General features: G+C 62.7%; 14 protein-coding genes. 9 read left to right on the forward strand and 5 right to left on the reverse strand.

The genetic code is table 11. From position 1 onward, the window contains the following. The first annotated feature begins 159 nt into the window (after positions 1–159). Positions 160–363, forward strand: a complete 204-nt coding sequence (locus AC6UUM_RS01425) for a hypothetical protein (RefSeq protein ID WP_500803571.1) — start codon at positions 160–162, stop codon at positions 361–363. Positions 364–376: 13 nt separating this feature from the next. Here AC6UUM_RS01425 and AC6UUM_RS01430 read toward each other — a convergent pair whose 3' ends face one another. Further along, positions 377–970 (reverse strand): regulatory protein RecX, encoded by a 594-nt coding sequence (locus tag AC6UUM_RS01430; protein WP_500803572.1) that lies wholly within the window; start codon positions 968–970, stop codon positions 377–379. A gap of 121 nt (positions 971–1,091) precedes the next feature. Here AC6UUM_RS01430 and AC6UUM_RS01435 point away from each other — a divergent pair, with 121 nt between their 5' ends. Further along, the gene (locus tag AC6UUM_RS01435; RefSeq protein WP_500803573.1) at positions 1,092–2,846 is read left to right on the forward strand and encodes a fatty acyl-AMP ligase; all 1,755 of its coding nucleotides are present in this window, start codon (positions 1,092–1,094) and stop codon (positions 2,844–2,846) included. Positions 2,847–2,890: 44 nt separating this feature from the next. Then, positions 2,891–3,787 (forward strand): NAD-dependent epimerase/dehydratase family protein, encoded by an 897-nt coding sequence (locus AC6UUM_RS01440; protein WP_500803574.1) that lies wholly within the window; start codon positions 2,891–2,893, stop codon positions 3,785–3,787. On the opposite strand, the gene AC6UUM_RS01445 is transcribed toward AC6UUM_RS01440, so the two are convergent. Further along, positions 3,782–4,360 carry a Pycsar system effector family protein gene (locus tag AC6UUM_RS01445; RefSeq protein ID WP_500803575.1) on the reverse strand — a complete coding sequence of 193 codons (579 nt, stop codon included), beginning with the start codon at positions 4,358–4,360 and terminating at the stop codon, positions 3,782–3,784. The two genes, AC6UUM_RS01440 and AC6UUM_RS01445, sit on opposite strands and share 6 nt — an antisense overlap. Positions 4,361–4,449: 89 nt before the next feature. Here AC6UUM_RS01445 and AC6UUM_RS01450 point away from each other — a divergent pair, with 89 nt between their 5' ends. The 6 genes from AC6UUM_RS01450 to AC6UUM_RS01475 all read left to right on the forward strand — a co-directional run bounded on the left by AC6UUM_RS01450 (position 4,450) and on the right by AC6UUM_RS01475 (position 10,462). Beyond that, positions 4,450–4,701: an acyl carrier protein gene (locus tag AC6UUM_RS01450; RefSeq protein ID WP_500803576.1), complete on the forward strand. Its 252-nt coding sequence runs from the start codon at positions 4,450–4,452 to the stop codon at positions 4,699–4,701. Positions 4,702–4,703: 2 nt separating this feature from the next. After that, on the forward strand, positions 4,704–5,918 hold the full coding sequence (spt, locus tag AC6UUM_RS01455; RefSeq protein ID WP_500803577.1) for a serine palmitoyltransferase: 1,215 nt from the start codon (positions 4,704–4,706) through the stop codon (positions 5,916–5,918). Positions 5,919–6,018: 100 nt separating this feature from the next. Next, positions 6,019–7,251: an LptF/LptG family permease gene (locus tag AC6UUM_RS01460; RefSeq protein WP_500803578.1), complete on the forward strand. Its 1,233-nt coding sequence runs from the start codon at positions 6,019–6,021 to the stop codon at positions 7,249–7,251. Between the two features lie 8 nt (positions 7,252–7,259). Continuing rightward, positions 7,260–8,348 carry an LPS export ABC transporter permease LptG gene (gene lptG / locus AC6UUM_RS01465; RefSeq protein WP_500803579.1) on the forward strand — a complete coding sequence of 363 codons (1,089 nt, stop codon included), beginning with the start codon at positions 7,260–7,262 and terminating at the stop codon, positions 8,346–8,348. 40 nt (positions 8,349–8,388) lie between these two features. Further along, entirely contained in the window at positions 8,389–9,534 is a 1,146-nt protein-coding gene (locus AC6UUM_RS01470) for an N-acetyltransferase (protein WP_500803580.1), read from the forward strand. 85 nt (positions 9,535–9,619) lie between these two features. Further along, positions 9,620–10,462, forward strand: coding sequence for a DUF3800 domain-containing protein (locus AC6UUM_RS01475; RefSeq protein ID WP_500803581.1), 843 nt, complete (start codon positions 9,620–9,622; stop codon positions 10,460–10,462). A gap of 179 nt (positions 10,463–10,641) precedes the next feature. Here AC6UUM_RS01475 and AC6UUM_RS01480 read toward each other — a convergent pair whose 3' ends face one another. The 3 genes from AC6UUM_RS01480 to hflK form a co-directional block, all read right to left on the reverse strand. Further along, entirely contained in the window at positions 10,642–12,216 is a 1,575-nt protein-coding gene (locus AC6UUM_RS01480) for a Do family serine endopeptidase (RefSeq protein WP_500803582.1), read from the reverse strand. Between the two features lie 78 nt (positions 12,217–12,294). After that, a complete protein-coding gene (gene hflC / locus AC6UUM_RS01485) occupies positions 12,295–13,143 on the reverse strand; it encodes a protease modulator HflC (RefSeq protein WP_500803583.1) in 849 nt (282 codons plus the stop codon). Between the two features lie 10 nt (positions 13,144–13,153). Next, entirely contained in the window at positions 13,154–14,299 is a 1,146-nt protein-coding gene (gene hflK, locus AC6UUM_RS01490; protein WP_500803584.1) for an FtsH protease activity modulator HflK, read from the reverse strand. Between the last annotated feature and the right edge of the window lie 44 nt (positions 14,300–14,343).

Below are 14,343 nucleotides of genomic sequence, written 5' to 3' on the forward strand. Positions count from 1 at the left end.
CCGTCACACCGCCCATCCTTGATCAGGAATTTGCGCGCGCGCTTGCCGTTCGTTCATGCGCCGCTCAGACAATGGCCGGCATGTATCAAGCGTTGCGGTCGCATGCTTGGACGGGTGTGGCCGCAACGATCGGGGCGAATGACGATCGGGAGCGGGGCGATGGCGAGCAGGTGGACGGCGCAGCTTGGGATGGCGTTGCTGGTGGTCGCAGCAATTGTAGCAGCACAGCCCCGCCTGCATCTGGCGCTGGAAGATCAAGGTGATCCCCGGCCCCGCCAGTTCGCCCTGTCTGGCGAAATCATGGGCCAGGCGCTGGGCCTCGTAATCAGCTGGTCAAAGGGCGAGCGTCGCCAACTGCATTGAGGCCAGGCTGCAATCAGCCCGCGTCGTCTGCGCAGAGCGCTTCGGCAGCAGCCACGGACTCGGCGGCCAGCACGCGGCGGGCTACGTCAAGGCTGTGACCGGCCCGCAGCATCGCCGCCAGCGCCTTCTGGCGCAGTTTCGGATCATCACTGGCGGTGCGGGCAAAGGGGCCCAGCCGCTTGCGCCGCGCGAAATCGACCGCAATTGCCAGCGCCTGGGGCGCATCCGGCGGGGCGCCGCGATCATCCGGCGCCACCCCGGCCGCCGCCAACGCTTCGGCAACGCGCCTTGACCCCAACCCGCGCGCCGCCATGGCGCGGCCCTTCATGGCGGCGAAGGCGGCATCATCCACATAGCCCAGCGCGGCCAGCCGATCGATCAGCGCCGCGATATCCGGCGGTGCCGATCCGGCCCAGCCGCGTTCTTTCAGCTTGCGCGCCAGATAACGCGCCAGCCTGGCCCGCGTGGTGGCAAAACGCGCCGCATAGCCCAGCGCGAGGTCGTTCAGGCGGGCCTGATCGAGCGGCTGCGGCGCACGCCGAACCTGCTGACGCACCCGCGCTTTCGCCGGCTTTTGTGGCCCGCTTCTGTCACTTTCATCCTGCATGCCACGTTCCTGCCACTTTCGGGCCGGAATTTGAACGCCGCGTTGTGCAACAGCCATAGTGTAGGAATTTACCGTCCTCTGCCAGACGGGTCGCTTGGGGCAGAGTTGAAGGGAGAACATCATGGCTGAAACAGCACCGCAAGGCGCGCTGCGCTCCACCCCAACCGATGATGGCCGGCCGATGCGCAACGCCGATTTCGGTACGCTGGTGGAGGCATTGGATTATGCCGCCCAGGGGCTGAAAGGCTTTAATTTCCACGATGCCCGCGCCGATCTGGTGCGCGTTTACCCCTATTCCGAATTGGCCGCCGATGCCCGCCGCCATGCCATGCACTTCATTGCCGAGGGCGTGCAACCGGGGGACCGCATCGCCCTGATCGCCGAAACAGGTGCCGATTTCATGGCGACTTTTTTCGGCGCCGTGTGTGCCGGCGCCTTGCCAGTGCCGCTGCCGCTGCCAACCAGCTTTGGCGGACGCGAGGCTTATGTCGCCCAGATTCGCGTGCAATTGTCCAGCTGCGATCCGGTGATGGTGCTGTCGCCATCCGGCCTGTTCCCGATGGTGGCCGAAGCCGCTGCCGGCCTCTGCGCCACGCACGATTGGTCGATCTGGTTTCAGGGCGATGCCCCGGTGGTGCCGCTGCCGCAAGCCAAGCCAGGCGATATCGCCTATCTGCAATATTCGTCGGGTTCCACCCGCTTCCCGCACGGCGTTGCCGTCACCCACGAAGCCCTGCTCGCCAATCTGGCTGGCCATGGCATCATGATGAAGGTCGGCGAAGGCGATCGCGGCGTGAGCTGGCTGCCCTGGTATCACGACATGGGCCTGGTGGGCTGCGTGCTGTCGCCGCTGGCCAACCAGATGTCGGTGGATTTCCTCGCCACCGAAGATTTCGCCCGCCGGCCGCTGTCATGGCTCACACTGATCAGCCGCAACAAGGATGCAACGCTCAGCTATTCCCCCACCTTTGGCTACGACATCTGCGCCCGCCGCATTTCGCCGTCGATCCCGGTGGCTGAACGCTATGACCTGTCGCGCTGGCGGCTGGCCGGCAACGGGGCCGACATGATCCGCCCGGAAGTGATGCAGGCCTTTGTTGATGTCTTCGCGCCGGCCGGGTTCAAGGCATCGGCCTTCCTGCCCAGCTATGGCCTGGCCGAAGCCACGCTGGCGGTCACCATCATGCCGGTGGGTGAAGGCATTCAGTGCGACCTGATCGACGAGCGTACCCTGTCGGGCGCCACGGAGCCGCGCGCCGATCATCGCCTGCCCACCCGGTATCGCGCCATCGTCAATTGCGGCAAGGCCATGCCCGGCCTGACCATCGAAGTGCGCGGCGAACAGGGCCAGATTCTGCCCGAACGCAAGATCGGCCGGGTGTTCGTGCGCGGCCTGGGCGTGATGGCCGGCTATTTCCGCGATCCCGAAGCCACGGCAGCGGCGCTGTCGCCCGATGGCTGGCTGGATACCGGCGACATGGCCTATCTGAAGGACGGCTCGCTCTATATCGTCGGCCGCGCCAAGGACATGATCATCATCAACGGCAAGAATCACTGGCCGCAGGATATCGAGTGGGCGATCGAGCAATTACCCGGCTTCAAGGCCGGCGACATTGCCGCCTTTTCGATCACCACGCCGTCGGGCGAGGAAGCCCCGGCCGTGCTGGTGCAGTGCCGCACCAGCGACAATGACGAGCGCCTCAAACTGCGCGATGCGATCCGCACCAAGGTGAAGGCGATCACCGGCATGAGCTGCGTGGTCGAACTGGTGCCGCCGCGCACGCTGCCGCGCACGTCATCGGGCAAACTGTCCCGGTCAAAGGCGCGCCTGCAATATCTGTCGGGCGAAATTCAGCCCTTCGAGGTCGCGGCTTGAACCAGCCCGCCCCCCCGCGGCGCGCCGCTGGGGACCTGATCGCCATGACCGGGGCCACCGGCTTTGTCGGCAGCCGCGTGGTCGCGCTGGCTGGCCGACCAATCCGGGCGCTCACCCGGCGGCCGCGGCCGGATCAGGCCGGCATTATATGGGTGGTCGGTGATCTGGACGATAAAGATGCGCTGGCCCGTCTGTGCGAGGGCGCAGCTGCAGTCATCCACATTGCCGGGGTGGTGAACGCCGCCGATGAAGCCGGTTTCCACGCCGGCAACGTGACCGGCACCGCCAACATGCTTGCCGCCGCGGCCGCAGCCGGCGTCACCCGCTTCGTCCATGTCTCCAGCCTCGCCGCACGTGAGCCCCGCCTGTCGATGTATGGCGCGTCGAAGGCCCAGGGCGATGCCCTCGTGATGGCCAGCACCCTGGATTGGGTGATCGTGCGGCCGCCAGGCGTCTATGGCCCCGGTGATGCGGAAATGCTGGATCTGTTCAAGGTGGCGCGCCTGGGTCTCGGCCTGGCGCCCGGCCTCCGTGATGCGCGGATCAGCCTGATCCATGTCGATGATCTAGCCCGCGCCCTGCTCGCCCTCGCGACAGGTGGCCCTTCCGGCGAAATCCTGGAAATCGACGATGGTTCAGGTGGTTACACCCACGCCCAGCACGCCACTGCGATGGCCCGCGCGCTTGGCCGCCGCCGCGTCCGCATGATCCCGGTCAGCAACCGGCTGCTCGGCCTCGCTGCCAGCGTCGCCACGCTGCTGGCCGGCTGGCGCGGCACATTGCCAAAGCTCAGCCGCGATCGCGCCTTCTACCTCGCCCACCCCGATTGGGTGGCCCGCGGCGCCAACCAGCGCCTGCACAATCTGTGGCAGCCCACGATCAACCTGGACGACGGCATGGCCGACACTGTGGCCGATTACCGCGACCGCGGCTGGCTATAGCGCCAGCAGGGTCTGCACCACGAACAGGGCAAACGTCCCGATCAGACCGCCGATGAACACCCGGTAACCCCAGCCCAGAAATTTGTATTTCTTGCGCGCCAGCACCTGGCCCAGCTGATACACATCGCGCGCCATCGCCGTCCGGATTCGATCATCGGTGGCGGTGGTTTCATCCAGCCACGCCAACCATTGCGCTTCGGTCAGCTTGCTGAAGCCAGCGAAGAACAGCAGATTGGGCGGTGGCTGCGGCCCTTTGTCCGAACCGCCCAGCACAGGCACCACGGCCAGCATGCACAGCACCGCGGCCAGGCCAGACGATGCCGCGAGCAGCATGAGCGCGGGATTGGTGACGGCCTCTTTCACGACCAGCGCAAAGATCACCGAATTCACGCCGATGATGATGTTGGCCTTCTGATCGGCCATTGCCGACAAGGTGACATGATGCGCCTGCATGGTGCGGATCATGTGGATGGCGTTGGGATGCGCCTCTCCTCTCACAAGCGGCGGGGCGCCATCCTGGCTGGAATCAACGGAGACATCGGCGAAATCCGGCATGTTATTGCGATACTGCATCCATCCTGATCCGCAATTTGGCCATGATGTGGCAGCAAAGGCAAGTCATTCAGCGGGCGTGTTGGCCCGTCGCAATTCCGGGAGCCTTCATGACCGACCGCGCCAGCGTTTATGCCCGCATCATCGAACTGATCGAGCCCTTGAACGCCAAGAAGATTGCCCTCGCCGAAGCCACCAGCTTTGCCGGTGACATGGAAATGGATTCCCTGACGGTGATGGATCTGGTCGCCAGCATGGAAGACGAATGGGACATCATGATCCCGTTGAACATGCTGCCCGATCTGGAAACCATCGGGCAGGTTGCCGACGCGGTGCACGGCCTGGTGGTCAAGAAGGGTTGATCATGATCGATCTGTTGGCAAAATATGATCCGTTGATCGCCGAGCATGCCGGCCTGCTGGCCACCGGCGTGCGCGACCCGTTCGGCATCGTGATGGAACAGGTGCTGTCCCCCACCGAAGCCATCATCAAGGGCCGGCACACGATCCTGTTGGGCACCTACAATTACATGGGGATGACCTTCGATCCCGATGTGATCGCCGCAGGGCACGTGGCCTTGCGCGATTTCGGCGCCGGCACCACCGGCAGCCGCGTGCTGAACGGCACTTATCAGACCCACAAGGAATGCGAAGACGCGCTGAAGGACTTCTATGGGATGTCCCACGCCATGGTGTTCTCCACCGGCTATCAGGCCAATCTCGGCATGGTTTCGACCCTGGCCGGCAAGGGCGATTTCATCATCCTCGATGCCGACAGCCACGCCAGCATCTATGATGGCTGCAAGATGTCGAATGCCGATATCGTGCGCTTCCGCCACAATGATGCGGTCGATCTGGAAAAGCGGTTGAAACGCCTGCCCGCGGAAGCCGGCAAGCTGGTGGTGCTGGAAGGCGTCTATTCGATGCTCGGCGACATCGCGCCGCTGCAGGAGCTGGTCGCCATCGCCAAGGCCCACGGCTGCATGGTGCTGGTCGATGAAGCCCACGGTATGGGCTTTTTCGGCAAACATGGTCGCGGCGTTTATGAAGAAGCCGGCGTGGCCGACGATGTCGATTTCGTCGTTGGCACCTTCTCCAAATCCGTGGGCACCGTTGGCGGCTTTTGCGTGTCCAACCACCCCAAGTTCGAAATCCTGCGCCTGGTCTGCCGGCCCTACACGTTCACCGCGTCGCTGCCGCCGGCCGTGGTCGCCTGCGCCGCCACCTCCATCCGCAAGCTGATGACCGCGCACGACAAGCGCGCCCGGCTGTGGGACGCGACGCGACGCCTGCACGGGGGCCTGCGCGAACGCGGCTTCCGCCTGGCGACGGACACGCCCGAAAGCGCAATTGTCTCCGTGCTGATGCCCGATCAGGAAACCACGGCGCGCATGTGGTCCACGCTGATCGAACTGGGTGTCTATGTGAACATGAGCCGGCCGCCGGCGACTCCGGCCGGGGTGTTCCTGCTGCGCTGTTCGATCTGCGCCCTGCACCGCGATGATCAGATCGATACGGTGCTGGCACGCTTTGATGAAGCGGCACAGATCTGCGGCCTGCCGCTGGCCGTGCCCGCCTGATCGACAGGCCTATGTTTTCCCATGACCGGCGCGGGCGTGGCAGCTATAGGCTCTGCACCCGGTCGCCGGCTTGGCACCCGGCAAGGACATTTGCTGCGGCGTGATCAAGCGCATTGACCGATATCTGTTCGGCCTGATCCTGGTGCCGTTGATTGGCACCCTGGTCGTGGCTGCCATGCTGCTGGTGCTCGATCGCATGCTGCGGCTGTTCGATTTCGTGGTCAACGAAGGCGGACCGGTATCCGTGGTCTGGCGCATGCTGGGCAATCTTCTGCCGGAATATCTGTCGCTGGGCATTCCGATCGGCGTGATGCTGGGCATCTTGCTCGCCTTCCGGCGGCTGGCAATGTCGTCGGAACTGGATTCGCTGCTGGCGGTCGGCGTCTCTTACGGGCGGCTGTTGCGGGTGCCGTTCCTGTTTGCCCTGGTGTTTGCCGTGGTGAATTTCGGCATTGTCGGCTGGCTGCAACCGGTCACCCGCTATGCCTATGAAAATCTGCGCTTCGAATTGCGCTCCGGCGCGCTGGGCGCGTCGATCAAGGTGGGCGAATTTGCCGATCTGGGCGGCGGGATGACGCTGCGGGTGGAGGAATCCCGCCAGGGCGGCGCCGATCTGCGCGGCCTGTTCGTGCGCGCGGTGGCGCGCGACAAGGATGGCAACATCGGCCAGACCATCGCCGCAACGGCCGCCCGCGGCACGTTCCTGGCCACCGACGATCCTGAATATATATTGCTGCGGTTGCAGGATGGCACGTTGGTGCACAGCCCGGCACCCGGATCAACGCCGCGGGTGCTGGCCTTTGCCCAGCATGACCTGCCGATCCGGCTGCCGGAAATGGCGGCGTTTCGCAAACGCGGTGAAGGCAATCTGGAAGCCGTGCTGCCCGAATTGCTGCGCACCATGCTTCATGGAGAAAGCGCCGCCGAACGGCGCGGCGCCAGCGCCACCTTCCATCGCCGCATCGTGCAGTGCCTGGTGATGTTCACCTTGCCCTTCCTGGCGCTGGCGATGGCTGTGCCACCCAAGCGCTCGACATCGGCGCTGGGGGTGTTCCTGTCGATCATCGCGCTGGTGACGTTTCACAAGTTCACCGAATATGGCGAACGCATGGGGCAATTGGGCCGCATCGATCCGGTGCTGGCGCAATGGGTGCCCTTCGCCCTGTTCATGGGCGGCTCGCTGTGGCTTTACCACGTGCTGGGGCGGCCGGGCGGCCAACCGATCGGCGCGCTGGATCGCTGGTTCGGCAAGATCACCGCCTTTGTTTCCGGGATGGCCGGCAAGCTGGTCAAACGGCAGCGCTGGTCCGACGACGTGCTGTCGGCCGGGTAAGGCGAACCATGACAATTTTCCCTTCGAGAACCATCGCCTGGTATACCGCGCGGATGTTTCTGGTGCGGGTGGCGGCCTTCATGATCGGCCTGACGGTGATCCTGCAGGCGCTCGATCTGTTGTCGGAAAGCGGCAAGGTGCTGGCGGCGCCCGGCAACACCGAAGCCGATCTGTGGATCTATGTCTCGATGCGCGCGCCGCAGATCATTCAGCTGTTCCTGCCATTTTCCGTGCTGCTGGCGACGCTGGTGACCCTGGCGACGCTCAATCAGAACAGCGAAGTGGTGATCTTCAAGGCTGCCGGCCTGTCGGCCCACCATATCCTGGCCCCGCTGATGCTGGCGGCGATGGGCGTGGCCATCGCCAACTTTGCCTGGAATGAACGCATCGGCACCCGGGCCAGCGCGGCGTTGAAGGCCTGGCAAGAAAATGAATATCGGAAAGTTCCAGTGGCCGCCGCCAAGCCCGGACAAAGCTGGGTGCGCGGCGGCGATGATCTGTTTCATGCCGAGCGGGTGACCGGCCGCGACAATGCCACCCGCCTGACCGGTGTCACCATCTATGACCGGCGCGACAACCGCCTGGTGCAGGTGGTGATGGCCGCCAGTGCCACGCCGATGCGCGGCGGCTGGCAGCTGGCCGATGTGCGGCTGTTCGATGTGGCCAGCGGCGGCATGGAAACCCGGCCGCGGCTGGATTTTGCCACCGACGTGGTGCCCCGGCAGTTCACGACAATCAGCATCAATCCCAATTTCATCGCCTTGTGGGATCTGTGGCCGCAAATCAGCGAACAGCGCGCCGCTGGCAAGCCGACCGACGTGCTGGAGGCGGCGGCCTGGCACAAGATCAGCGGGCCGTTGTCTGCCGTGCTGATGCCGTTGCTCGGTGCGGTGGCGGCGTTCGGGCTGGCGCGATCGGGCAAATTGTTCGTGCGCGCCGTGATCGGCATGGCGCTGGGCTTTGCCTTTTTCGTGGCCGACAACTTCATGCTGGCGATGGGCAATTTCGGCACGGTGCCGCCGGTGATGGCGGCGTGGGCGCCATTTTTGCTGTTCCTGCTGATCGGCGAAGCCGTGCTGATCCGCACCGAGGAGTGATCGCCGCCAATTTGCCGCAAATCGCGCCTAACGGATCGGCATGACCAGCCCCATCGCCATCAAGCCTGTCGAAACCAAAGCCGATCAAAAGGCATTCGTGGCGCTGCCCTGGCAGCTTTATGCCAAGGATCCGCACTGGGTGCCGCCGCTGAAATCGGAAATGCACGGGCTGATTGGCGGGCTGAAGACCAATCCGTGGTTCGAGCACGCCGAGGCTGCGTTCTGGCTGGCCTGGCAGGGCAACAAATGCGTCGGCCGCATTTCGGCGCAGGTCGATCAACTGGTGCTCAAGCACATGGGCGCTGGCACCGGCCATTGGGGCATGTTCGAATGCGTCGATGACCAGGCGGTGGCAGACGCCCTGATCGAGACCGCCGAGGCCTGGCTGCGCACCCGCGGCATGACCCGCGCCCAAGGCCCGTTCAGCCTGTCGATCTGGGATGAGCCCGGCCTGCTGGTGCAGGGCTTCGAAGCGCCGCCAACCGTGATGATGGGCCATCACCTGCCCTATTATGAGCGGCTGATCACCGCGCACGGCTATGCCGGGGTGAAGGACCTGCACTGCTGGTCCCTGCCGATCAAGCAGCCGCTGCCGGAAATCGTGCAGCGCATCGTGGCGGCGTCCGAACGCAATGCCAAGCTGGTGACGCGCCCGGTGGACAAGACCAAGTTCGACGCCGAAGCCGCGCTGATCCTCGATATCCTGAACGATGCCTGGGCGGACAATTGGGGCTTTGTGCCGCTGACGCCGCTGGAAATCGCCTATGTCGGCAAGAAGCTGAAGCCGATCATCTTCAACAATCTGGTGCGCATCGCCGAATATGAAGGCGAACCCGTCGGCTTCATGATCACCCTGCCCGATGTCAATGAGCTGACCCGCGATCTGAATGGCGAATTGTTTCCGTTCGGCTGGGCGAAACTGCTGTGGCGGCTGCGCAAACCGCAGGTCAAACGCATGCGGGTGCCGTTGATGGGGATCCGCAAATCCTTGCAGGGCCAGCGTGTGTCCAGCCTGATGGCCTTTCAGATGATCGAATATATCCGCCGCAGCTCCATCGCGGAATTCGGCGCATCGGAAGGCGAGATCGGCTGGATTCTGGATGACAACGGCCCGATGCGATCGATCGCCGATGTCATCGACAGCCACGTCACCCGCACTTACCGCGTCTTCGAACGTAGCATATAGTCCAAACTGCGATGCAAGATGCTGCGACCTGGAAGCTAGGCGAAAGGTTGACAGGTTTGTTCAACTGAGGACAGATAAGTGTGCCATGCACACTCGCTACATAATCTTTTGCGATGAATCCGAGCAAAAGGGCCGATATTTTTCAAATTTTTATGGTGGGATCTTAATCGAGGCACGCAAGCAAGCGCAAATCGAGCTAGAACTCACTGCCCTAAAGAACCGATTAAACATTTTTTCTGGAGAAATGAAATGGCAACGTATTACTGAGCCTTATGCTGATAAGTATTGCGAATTTGTTGACGGAGTTTTCGACATAGTTGACAGGGGAGATATGAAGGTAAGGATCATGTTCACTCAAAATATTCATATTCCCCGATTAAAGGAGTATCAGATTGGCAATGACTACTTTATGTTGTATTATCAATTTATAAAGCATGCGTTTGGTTTACAATGGTCAGTGCCGCTCGGGGAAACTGCTTCTGCGATGATTTTGTTAGACGATGTTCCCCACAAGTCTGAAAAACTTGATGAGTTCAAAGACTATTTATCGTCTCTATCTAAATTTCCCAAGTGGCGAAGAGCAGGCTTCAGCATCGACTATAGTGACATATCCGACGTAAACTCGAAAGAACACAATATAATTCAGGCCTTGGACGTTATACTCGGAGGAATTCAATCAAGGCTTAACGAAAAACACACTAAACCAGAAACGGGCCAAAAGCGACGTGGCAAGAGAGCGAAAGCAAAGGCGAAAGTCTACGATGTAATCAAACGGCGCATTCAAAAGATATATCCGAATTTTAATGTAGGCATTACGACTGGCACGCCTGATGGCCTGCATCAACGATTTGAACACCGGTATCGCCACTGGCTTTTTGTTCCGAACGATGCGGATATCGACAAAACAAGAGCGAAACCTAAAAAGTAGTGACCCCGCCAAATTCTACAATGGGCCTCACGCAGAGCGCGAGGTTTCGAACTCGGCAGGGTCATCTTCTTTTACAGCATCAATTCTCACTTGACAACACCCGATTCCGTAATTCTGGAGGCTTGAGAGCGGATTCGTTAGCGATGACTCTCGGCATTTATTCTCGAATTTTCAATTCCTTACTTGGCCGGCTTGTCGGGCAGCAGCTTGATCCCGCGATAGGTTGGCGGGGTGTTGCCGCGCTGCACCAGCATCAGCACCGTATCCTTGCCGGCCTTGCGCTCGGCATCCACCGCGGCGGCGGCTTCAGCCGGGTTGGCCACCGGCTTCTGGCCGATCTTCACGATGATGTCGCCGCGTTGCAGGCCCTTGGCGGACGCATCCGATGCGGGGCTGATGCCGGCAACCACCACGCCCTGCACCTTGTCGTCGATGCGCAATTGCTGCCGCAGCGCTGGGGTGAGCGGTTGCAGCGTGATGCCCAGGCTGGCGCGCGCCGATTCGATGCCGGGCGCCTTGTCGTCGGCGGCCGGGGTCTCGTCTTCGTCAGCCGGCAAACCGGCCCGCGCCTGGACGATGTTTTCCGCTGGGCGCTGCGCGATGGTTGCCATCACCTTCACCCGCTTGCCGTCGCGGATCAATTCGATCGGCACAGTGGTGTTGATCGGCGTGGTCGCCACCAGATACGACAGGCTGTTGTCATAATTGACCTGACGCCCGGCCACCGAAAGAATCACGTCGCCCTGGCGAATGCCGGCGCGGGCGGCCGGGCCATTCGGCTCGACATTGGCAACGATCTCGCCGGTATCCTTGGGCAAGCCCAGGCCATCGGCGATATCGGAGGTCAACCGCTGGATGGCCACGCCCATATAGCCACGCTTGACCGCGCCGTTGGCCTTCAGCTGATCGATCACCGGCTTGGCCAGTTCGGCCGGAATGGCAAAGCCAAGGCCGACGTTGCCGCCGGTCGGCGAGAAGATCGCGGTGTTGATGCCGATGACATTACCAGCCAGATCGAACAGCGGCCCGCCGCTGTTACCCTGGTTGATCGACGCATCGGTCTGGATATAGCGATCATATTGGCCGGAGCCGATATCGCGATGCAGCGCCGAAACGATACCGGCGGTGACCGTGCCGCCAAGGCCGAACGGATTGCCGATGGCGATTGCCCAATCGCCGACCCGGATCTGCTCACTGTTGCCGAACTGCACGAAGGGCAGGCCGGTGGCCTCGATCTTCAGCAGCGCGAGATCGGTGAGCGTGTCACGGCCGACAACGCGCGCCTTGTACTCCCGCCGGTCCGACAAGGTCACCGTGATCGATTCGACCGGCTTGTCACGACCCTCGCCGGCCGAAATCACATGGTTGTTGGTGACCACATAGCCATCGGCACCGACGATGAAGCCCGAACCCAGGCTGGTCGCTTCGCGGGTGACCGGCTCACCGCCATCCTGCTGTTCCTGGAAACGCCGGAAAAACTCCTCCAGCGGATTGCCGCCGGGCTGGCCGGGCATCCGGCGCGTGCGGCCGACTTCAACCTTCTGGGTGGTGGAAACGTTGACCACGGCCGGGGCCAGCCGTGCGGTCAGATCGGCAAAGCTGCGCGGCGCGCCGCCGGGCGGCTGGATGGCGACGGCGGGTGCGACGGCATTCTGCGCCTGCGGCGCGGCCGGCGCCTGCGCGACAGCGATGGCGGTCAGGCCGGTGGCCAGCACGGCGAGCGGAACCAGGTGACGGAAGCGCTTTGACGACATGTGTCTCTTTCTGATGATCATGCGACGGACGGAGGAGGAGCTATGCGAACCGCACGACTAACCGTGCATGAACGAAGCTCACCGGTTGGTGCGGCGCCCTTCGAATTCGCGCAGGAATTCATTGTTCGGGCCCAGGATGACCGTGCCGGTGCCATCATCGAAGGTGGTGCGATAGGCCTGCATGGCGCGGTAGAACGCATAGAATTCCGGATCCTTGCCAAAGCTTTCGGCATAGATCTGCGCTGATTGCGCATCGGCCTGGGCGGTCACCAACTGCGCCTGCTTGTTGCCCTGGGCGCGAATGGTCGCGGCTTCCTGCTGGCGTGCCGATGCCATGCGGGCATAGGCGGCTTCCAGCGGCGGCCCCGATGGCAGATCGGCGCGCTTGATGCGCACATCGATGATTTCCGCGCCATATTGCTTGGCCTGGCGATTCACCGTCAGCTGGATTTCGTCCATCAACTGGCCACGTTCCGGGCTGAGCAGGGCCGCGAAGGGCTGCTTGCCAAGTTCGTTACGCAGCTTGGAGGCCAGAATGCGTTTCAGGGCATCGGCGGCATTTTGTTCGCTGCCCACGGTTTGCACCATGCGCAGCGGATCGACGATGCGGAACCGGGCAAAGGCATCCACCACCAGCCGCAACTGATCGGTGGACAGCACAGTTTGGGCATCCATGTCGAGATCGAGGATGCGCTTGTCGATGAACTTCACATCCTCGATGAACGGCACCTTCATCGTCAGGCCGGCACCGGTTTGCCCAAGACCTGCCTTTGGATCATAGGCATTGACGATCCGCTCCGGCTTGCCCAGCCGCAGCACGACCGCCTGCTTGGTTTCGGGCACGGTATAAAGGCTGCTCATGGCGAGCACGACCAGGGCAAAGCCAAAGGCCGCCAGCAGAGCAGGATTGCGCATCAAAATCGCCATCGTTCAGTCCTCAACGCTGGGGGGCGGTTTCGGCGGCCGGCGCGGCCGCGCGGCGACGCACTTCAGGCAGCGGCAGATACGGCGTGACCCCGGGGGCATCGATCACCGTCTTGTCCACCTTGGCCAGCACTTTTTCCATGGTTTCCAGATACATGCGCTTGCGCGTCACTTCGGGCGCCAGGCGATATTGCGCATAGACCGCATCAAAGGCCGCGGCATCACCTTGTGCCCTTGCCACCAGCGCCTGGGCATAGGTGCGCGCCCGGTTCAGATATTGCTGGGCATCCTGCTGCGCCGCCGACACATCCTTGAAGGCACTGTCGATGGCAACGGGCGGATCGGCCTGCTTGATATCGACACCGCGCACTTCAACGCCCGACCGATAGCTGTCGAGCAGTTCCTGCATGCGTTCGCGCACCTGTTCGGCGATCTGGGCCCGCTGTGGACCCAGCGCATCATTCAGCGTGGCGCTCGACACTTCGGCGCGCATGGCGCTTTCCGCCACTTCGCGCACGGTCTTTTCCGGGTCCGCCAGTTCATACAGATAGGATTCGGGCGCCTTGATCTTCCAGCGCACCGTATAGGCCAGATTGATGATGTTCTGATCGCCGGTGAGCATCAGATTTTCACTGGCGCCTTCGCTCGATGAAATATCGATGATGTTGATCTGTTCAACCTTGCGCAGTTCCACGGCATCAATCGGCCACGGCAGTTTCAGATGCACGCCGGGGCCGGTGGTTTCCTGATAGGCGCCGAAGCGCTGCACAACCGCGCGTTCCTGTGCATCGACCCGGTAAAAGCTGGTGAGCAGCAACCAGGCCGCGACGATGGCGCCGCCAGCCCAGACCACCCAGCGGCCATCGCCGATATCCATGCCGCCACCGCCGCCACCTGGGCCGCCGCCGAACTGGCTGCGCAGACGTTCCTGGCTGCGGCGGATCAGATCATCGAAATCGCCACCACGATTGGGGCTCTTGTTGCCCATCGGCCGCCGCACCGGGCCTTCGCCCCATGGATTGGCCGGCCGATTCTGCGGCCCCCGTTCCGGCCCGCGCTCTGGCGGCCGTTCGGGCGGCGTTTCGTTGCCTCCATTGCCCCAAGGGCCGTTGCCCCCCGGACTGGTGCCGTTCTCGTCGGAGTTGTTCTGCCAGGGCATTGGAGTGCTGTTCCAGACCTTATCACGCATCAAGAAACCACTAT

It is taken from the genome of Sandarakinorhabdus sp. (genome assembly GCF_987265915.1).

Excerpts from the sequence above, each read along its gene's own strand:
- AC6UUM_RS01425 (WP_500803571.1), top strand. The coding sequence starts at position 160 with ATGGCGAGCAGGTGGACGGCGCAGCTTGGGATGGCGTTGCTGGTGGTC.
- AC6UUM_RS01430 (WP_500803572.1), bottom strand. The coding sequence starts at position 970 with ATGCAGGATGAAAGTGACAGAAGCGGGCCACAAAAGCCGGCGAAAGCG.
- AC6UUM_RS01435 (WP_500803573.1), top strand. The coding sequence starts at position 1,092 with ATGGCTGAAACAGCACCGCAAGGCGCGCTGCGCTCCACCCCAACCGAT.
- AC6UUM_RS01440 (WP_500803574.1), top strand. The coding sequence starts at position 2,891 with ATGACCGGGGCCACCGGCTTTGTCGGCAGCCGCGTGGTCGCGCTGGCT.
- AC6UUM_RS01445 (WP_500803575.1), bottom strand. The coding sequence starts at position 4,360 with ATGCAGTATCGCAATAACATGCCGGATTTCGCCGATGTCTCCGTTGAT.
- AC6UUM_RS01450 (WP_500803576.1), top strand. The coding sequence starts at position 4,450 with ATGACCGACCGCGCCAGCGTTTATGCCCGCATCATCGAACTGATCGAG.
- spt (WP_500803577.1), top strand. The coding sequence starts at position 4,704 with ATGATCGATCTGTTGGCAAAATATGATCCGTTGATCGCCGAGCATGCC.
- lptG (WP_500803579.1), top strand. The coding sequence starts at position 7,260 with ATGACAATTTTCCCTTCGAGAACCATCGCCTGGTATACCGCGCGGATG.
- AC6UUM_RS01470 (WP_500803580.1), top strand. The coding sequence starts at position 8,389 with ATGACCAGCCCCATCGCCATCAAGCCTGTCGAAACCAAAGCCGATCAA.
- AC6UUM_RS01475 (WP_500803581.1), top strand. The coding sequence starts at position 9,620 with ATGCACACTCGCTACATAATCTTTTGCGATGAATCCGAGCAAAAGGGC.
- AC6UUM_RS01480 (WP_500803582.1), bottom strand. The coding sequence starts at position 12,216 with ATGTCGTCAAAGCGCTTCCGTCACCTGGTTCCGCTCGCCGTGCTGGCC.
- hflC (WP_500803583.1), bottom strand. The coding sequence starts at position 13,143 with ATGGCGATTTTGATGCGCAATCCTGCTCTGCTGGCGGCCTTTGGCTTT.
- hflK (WP_500803584.1), bottom strand. The coding sequence starts at position 14,299 with ATGCCCTGGCAGAACAACTCCGACGAGAACGGCACCAGTCCGGGGGGC.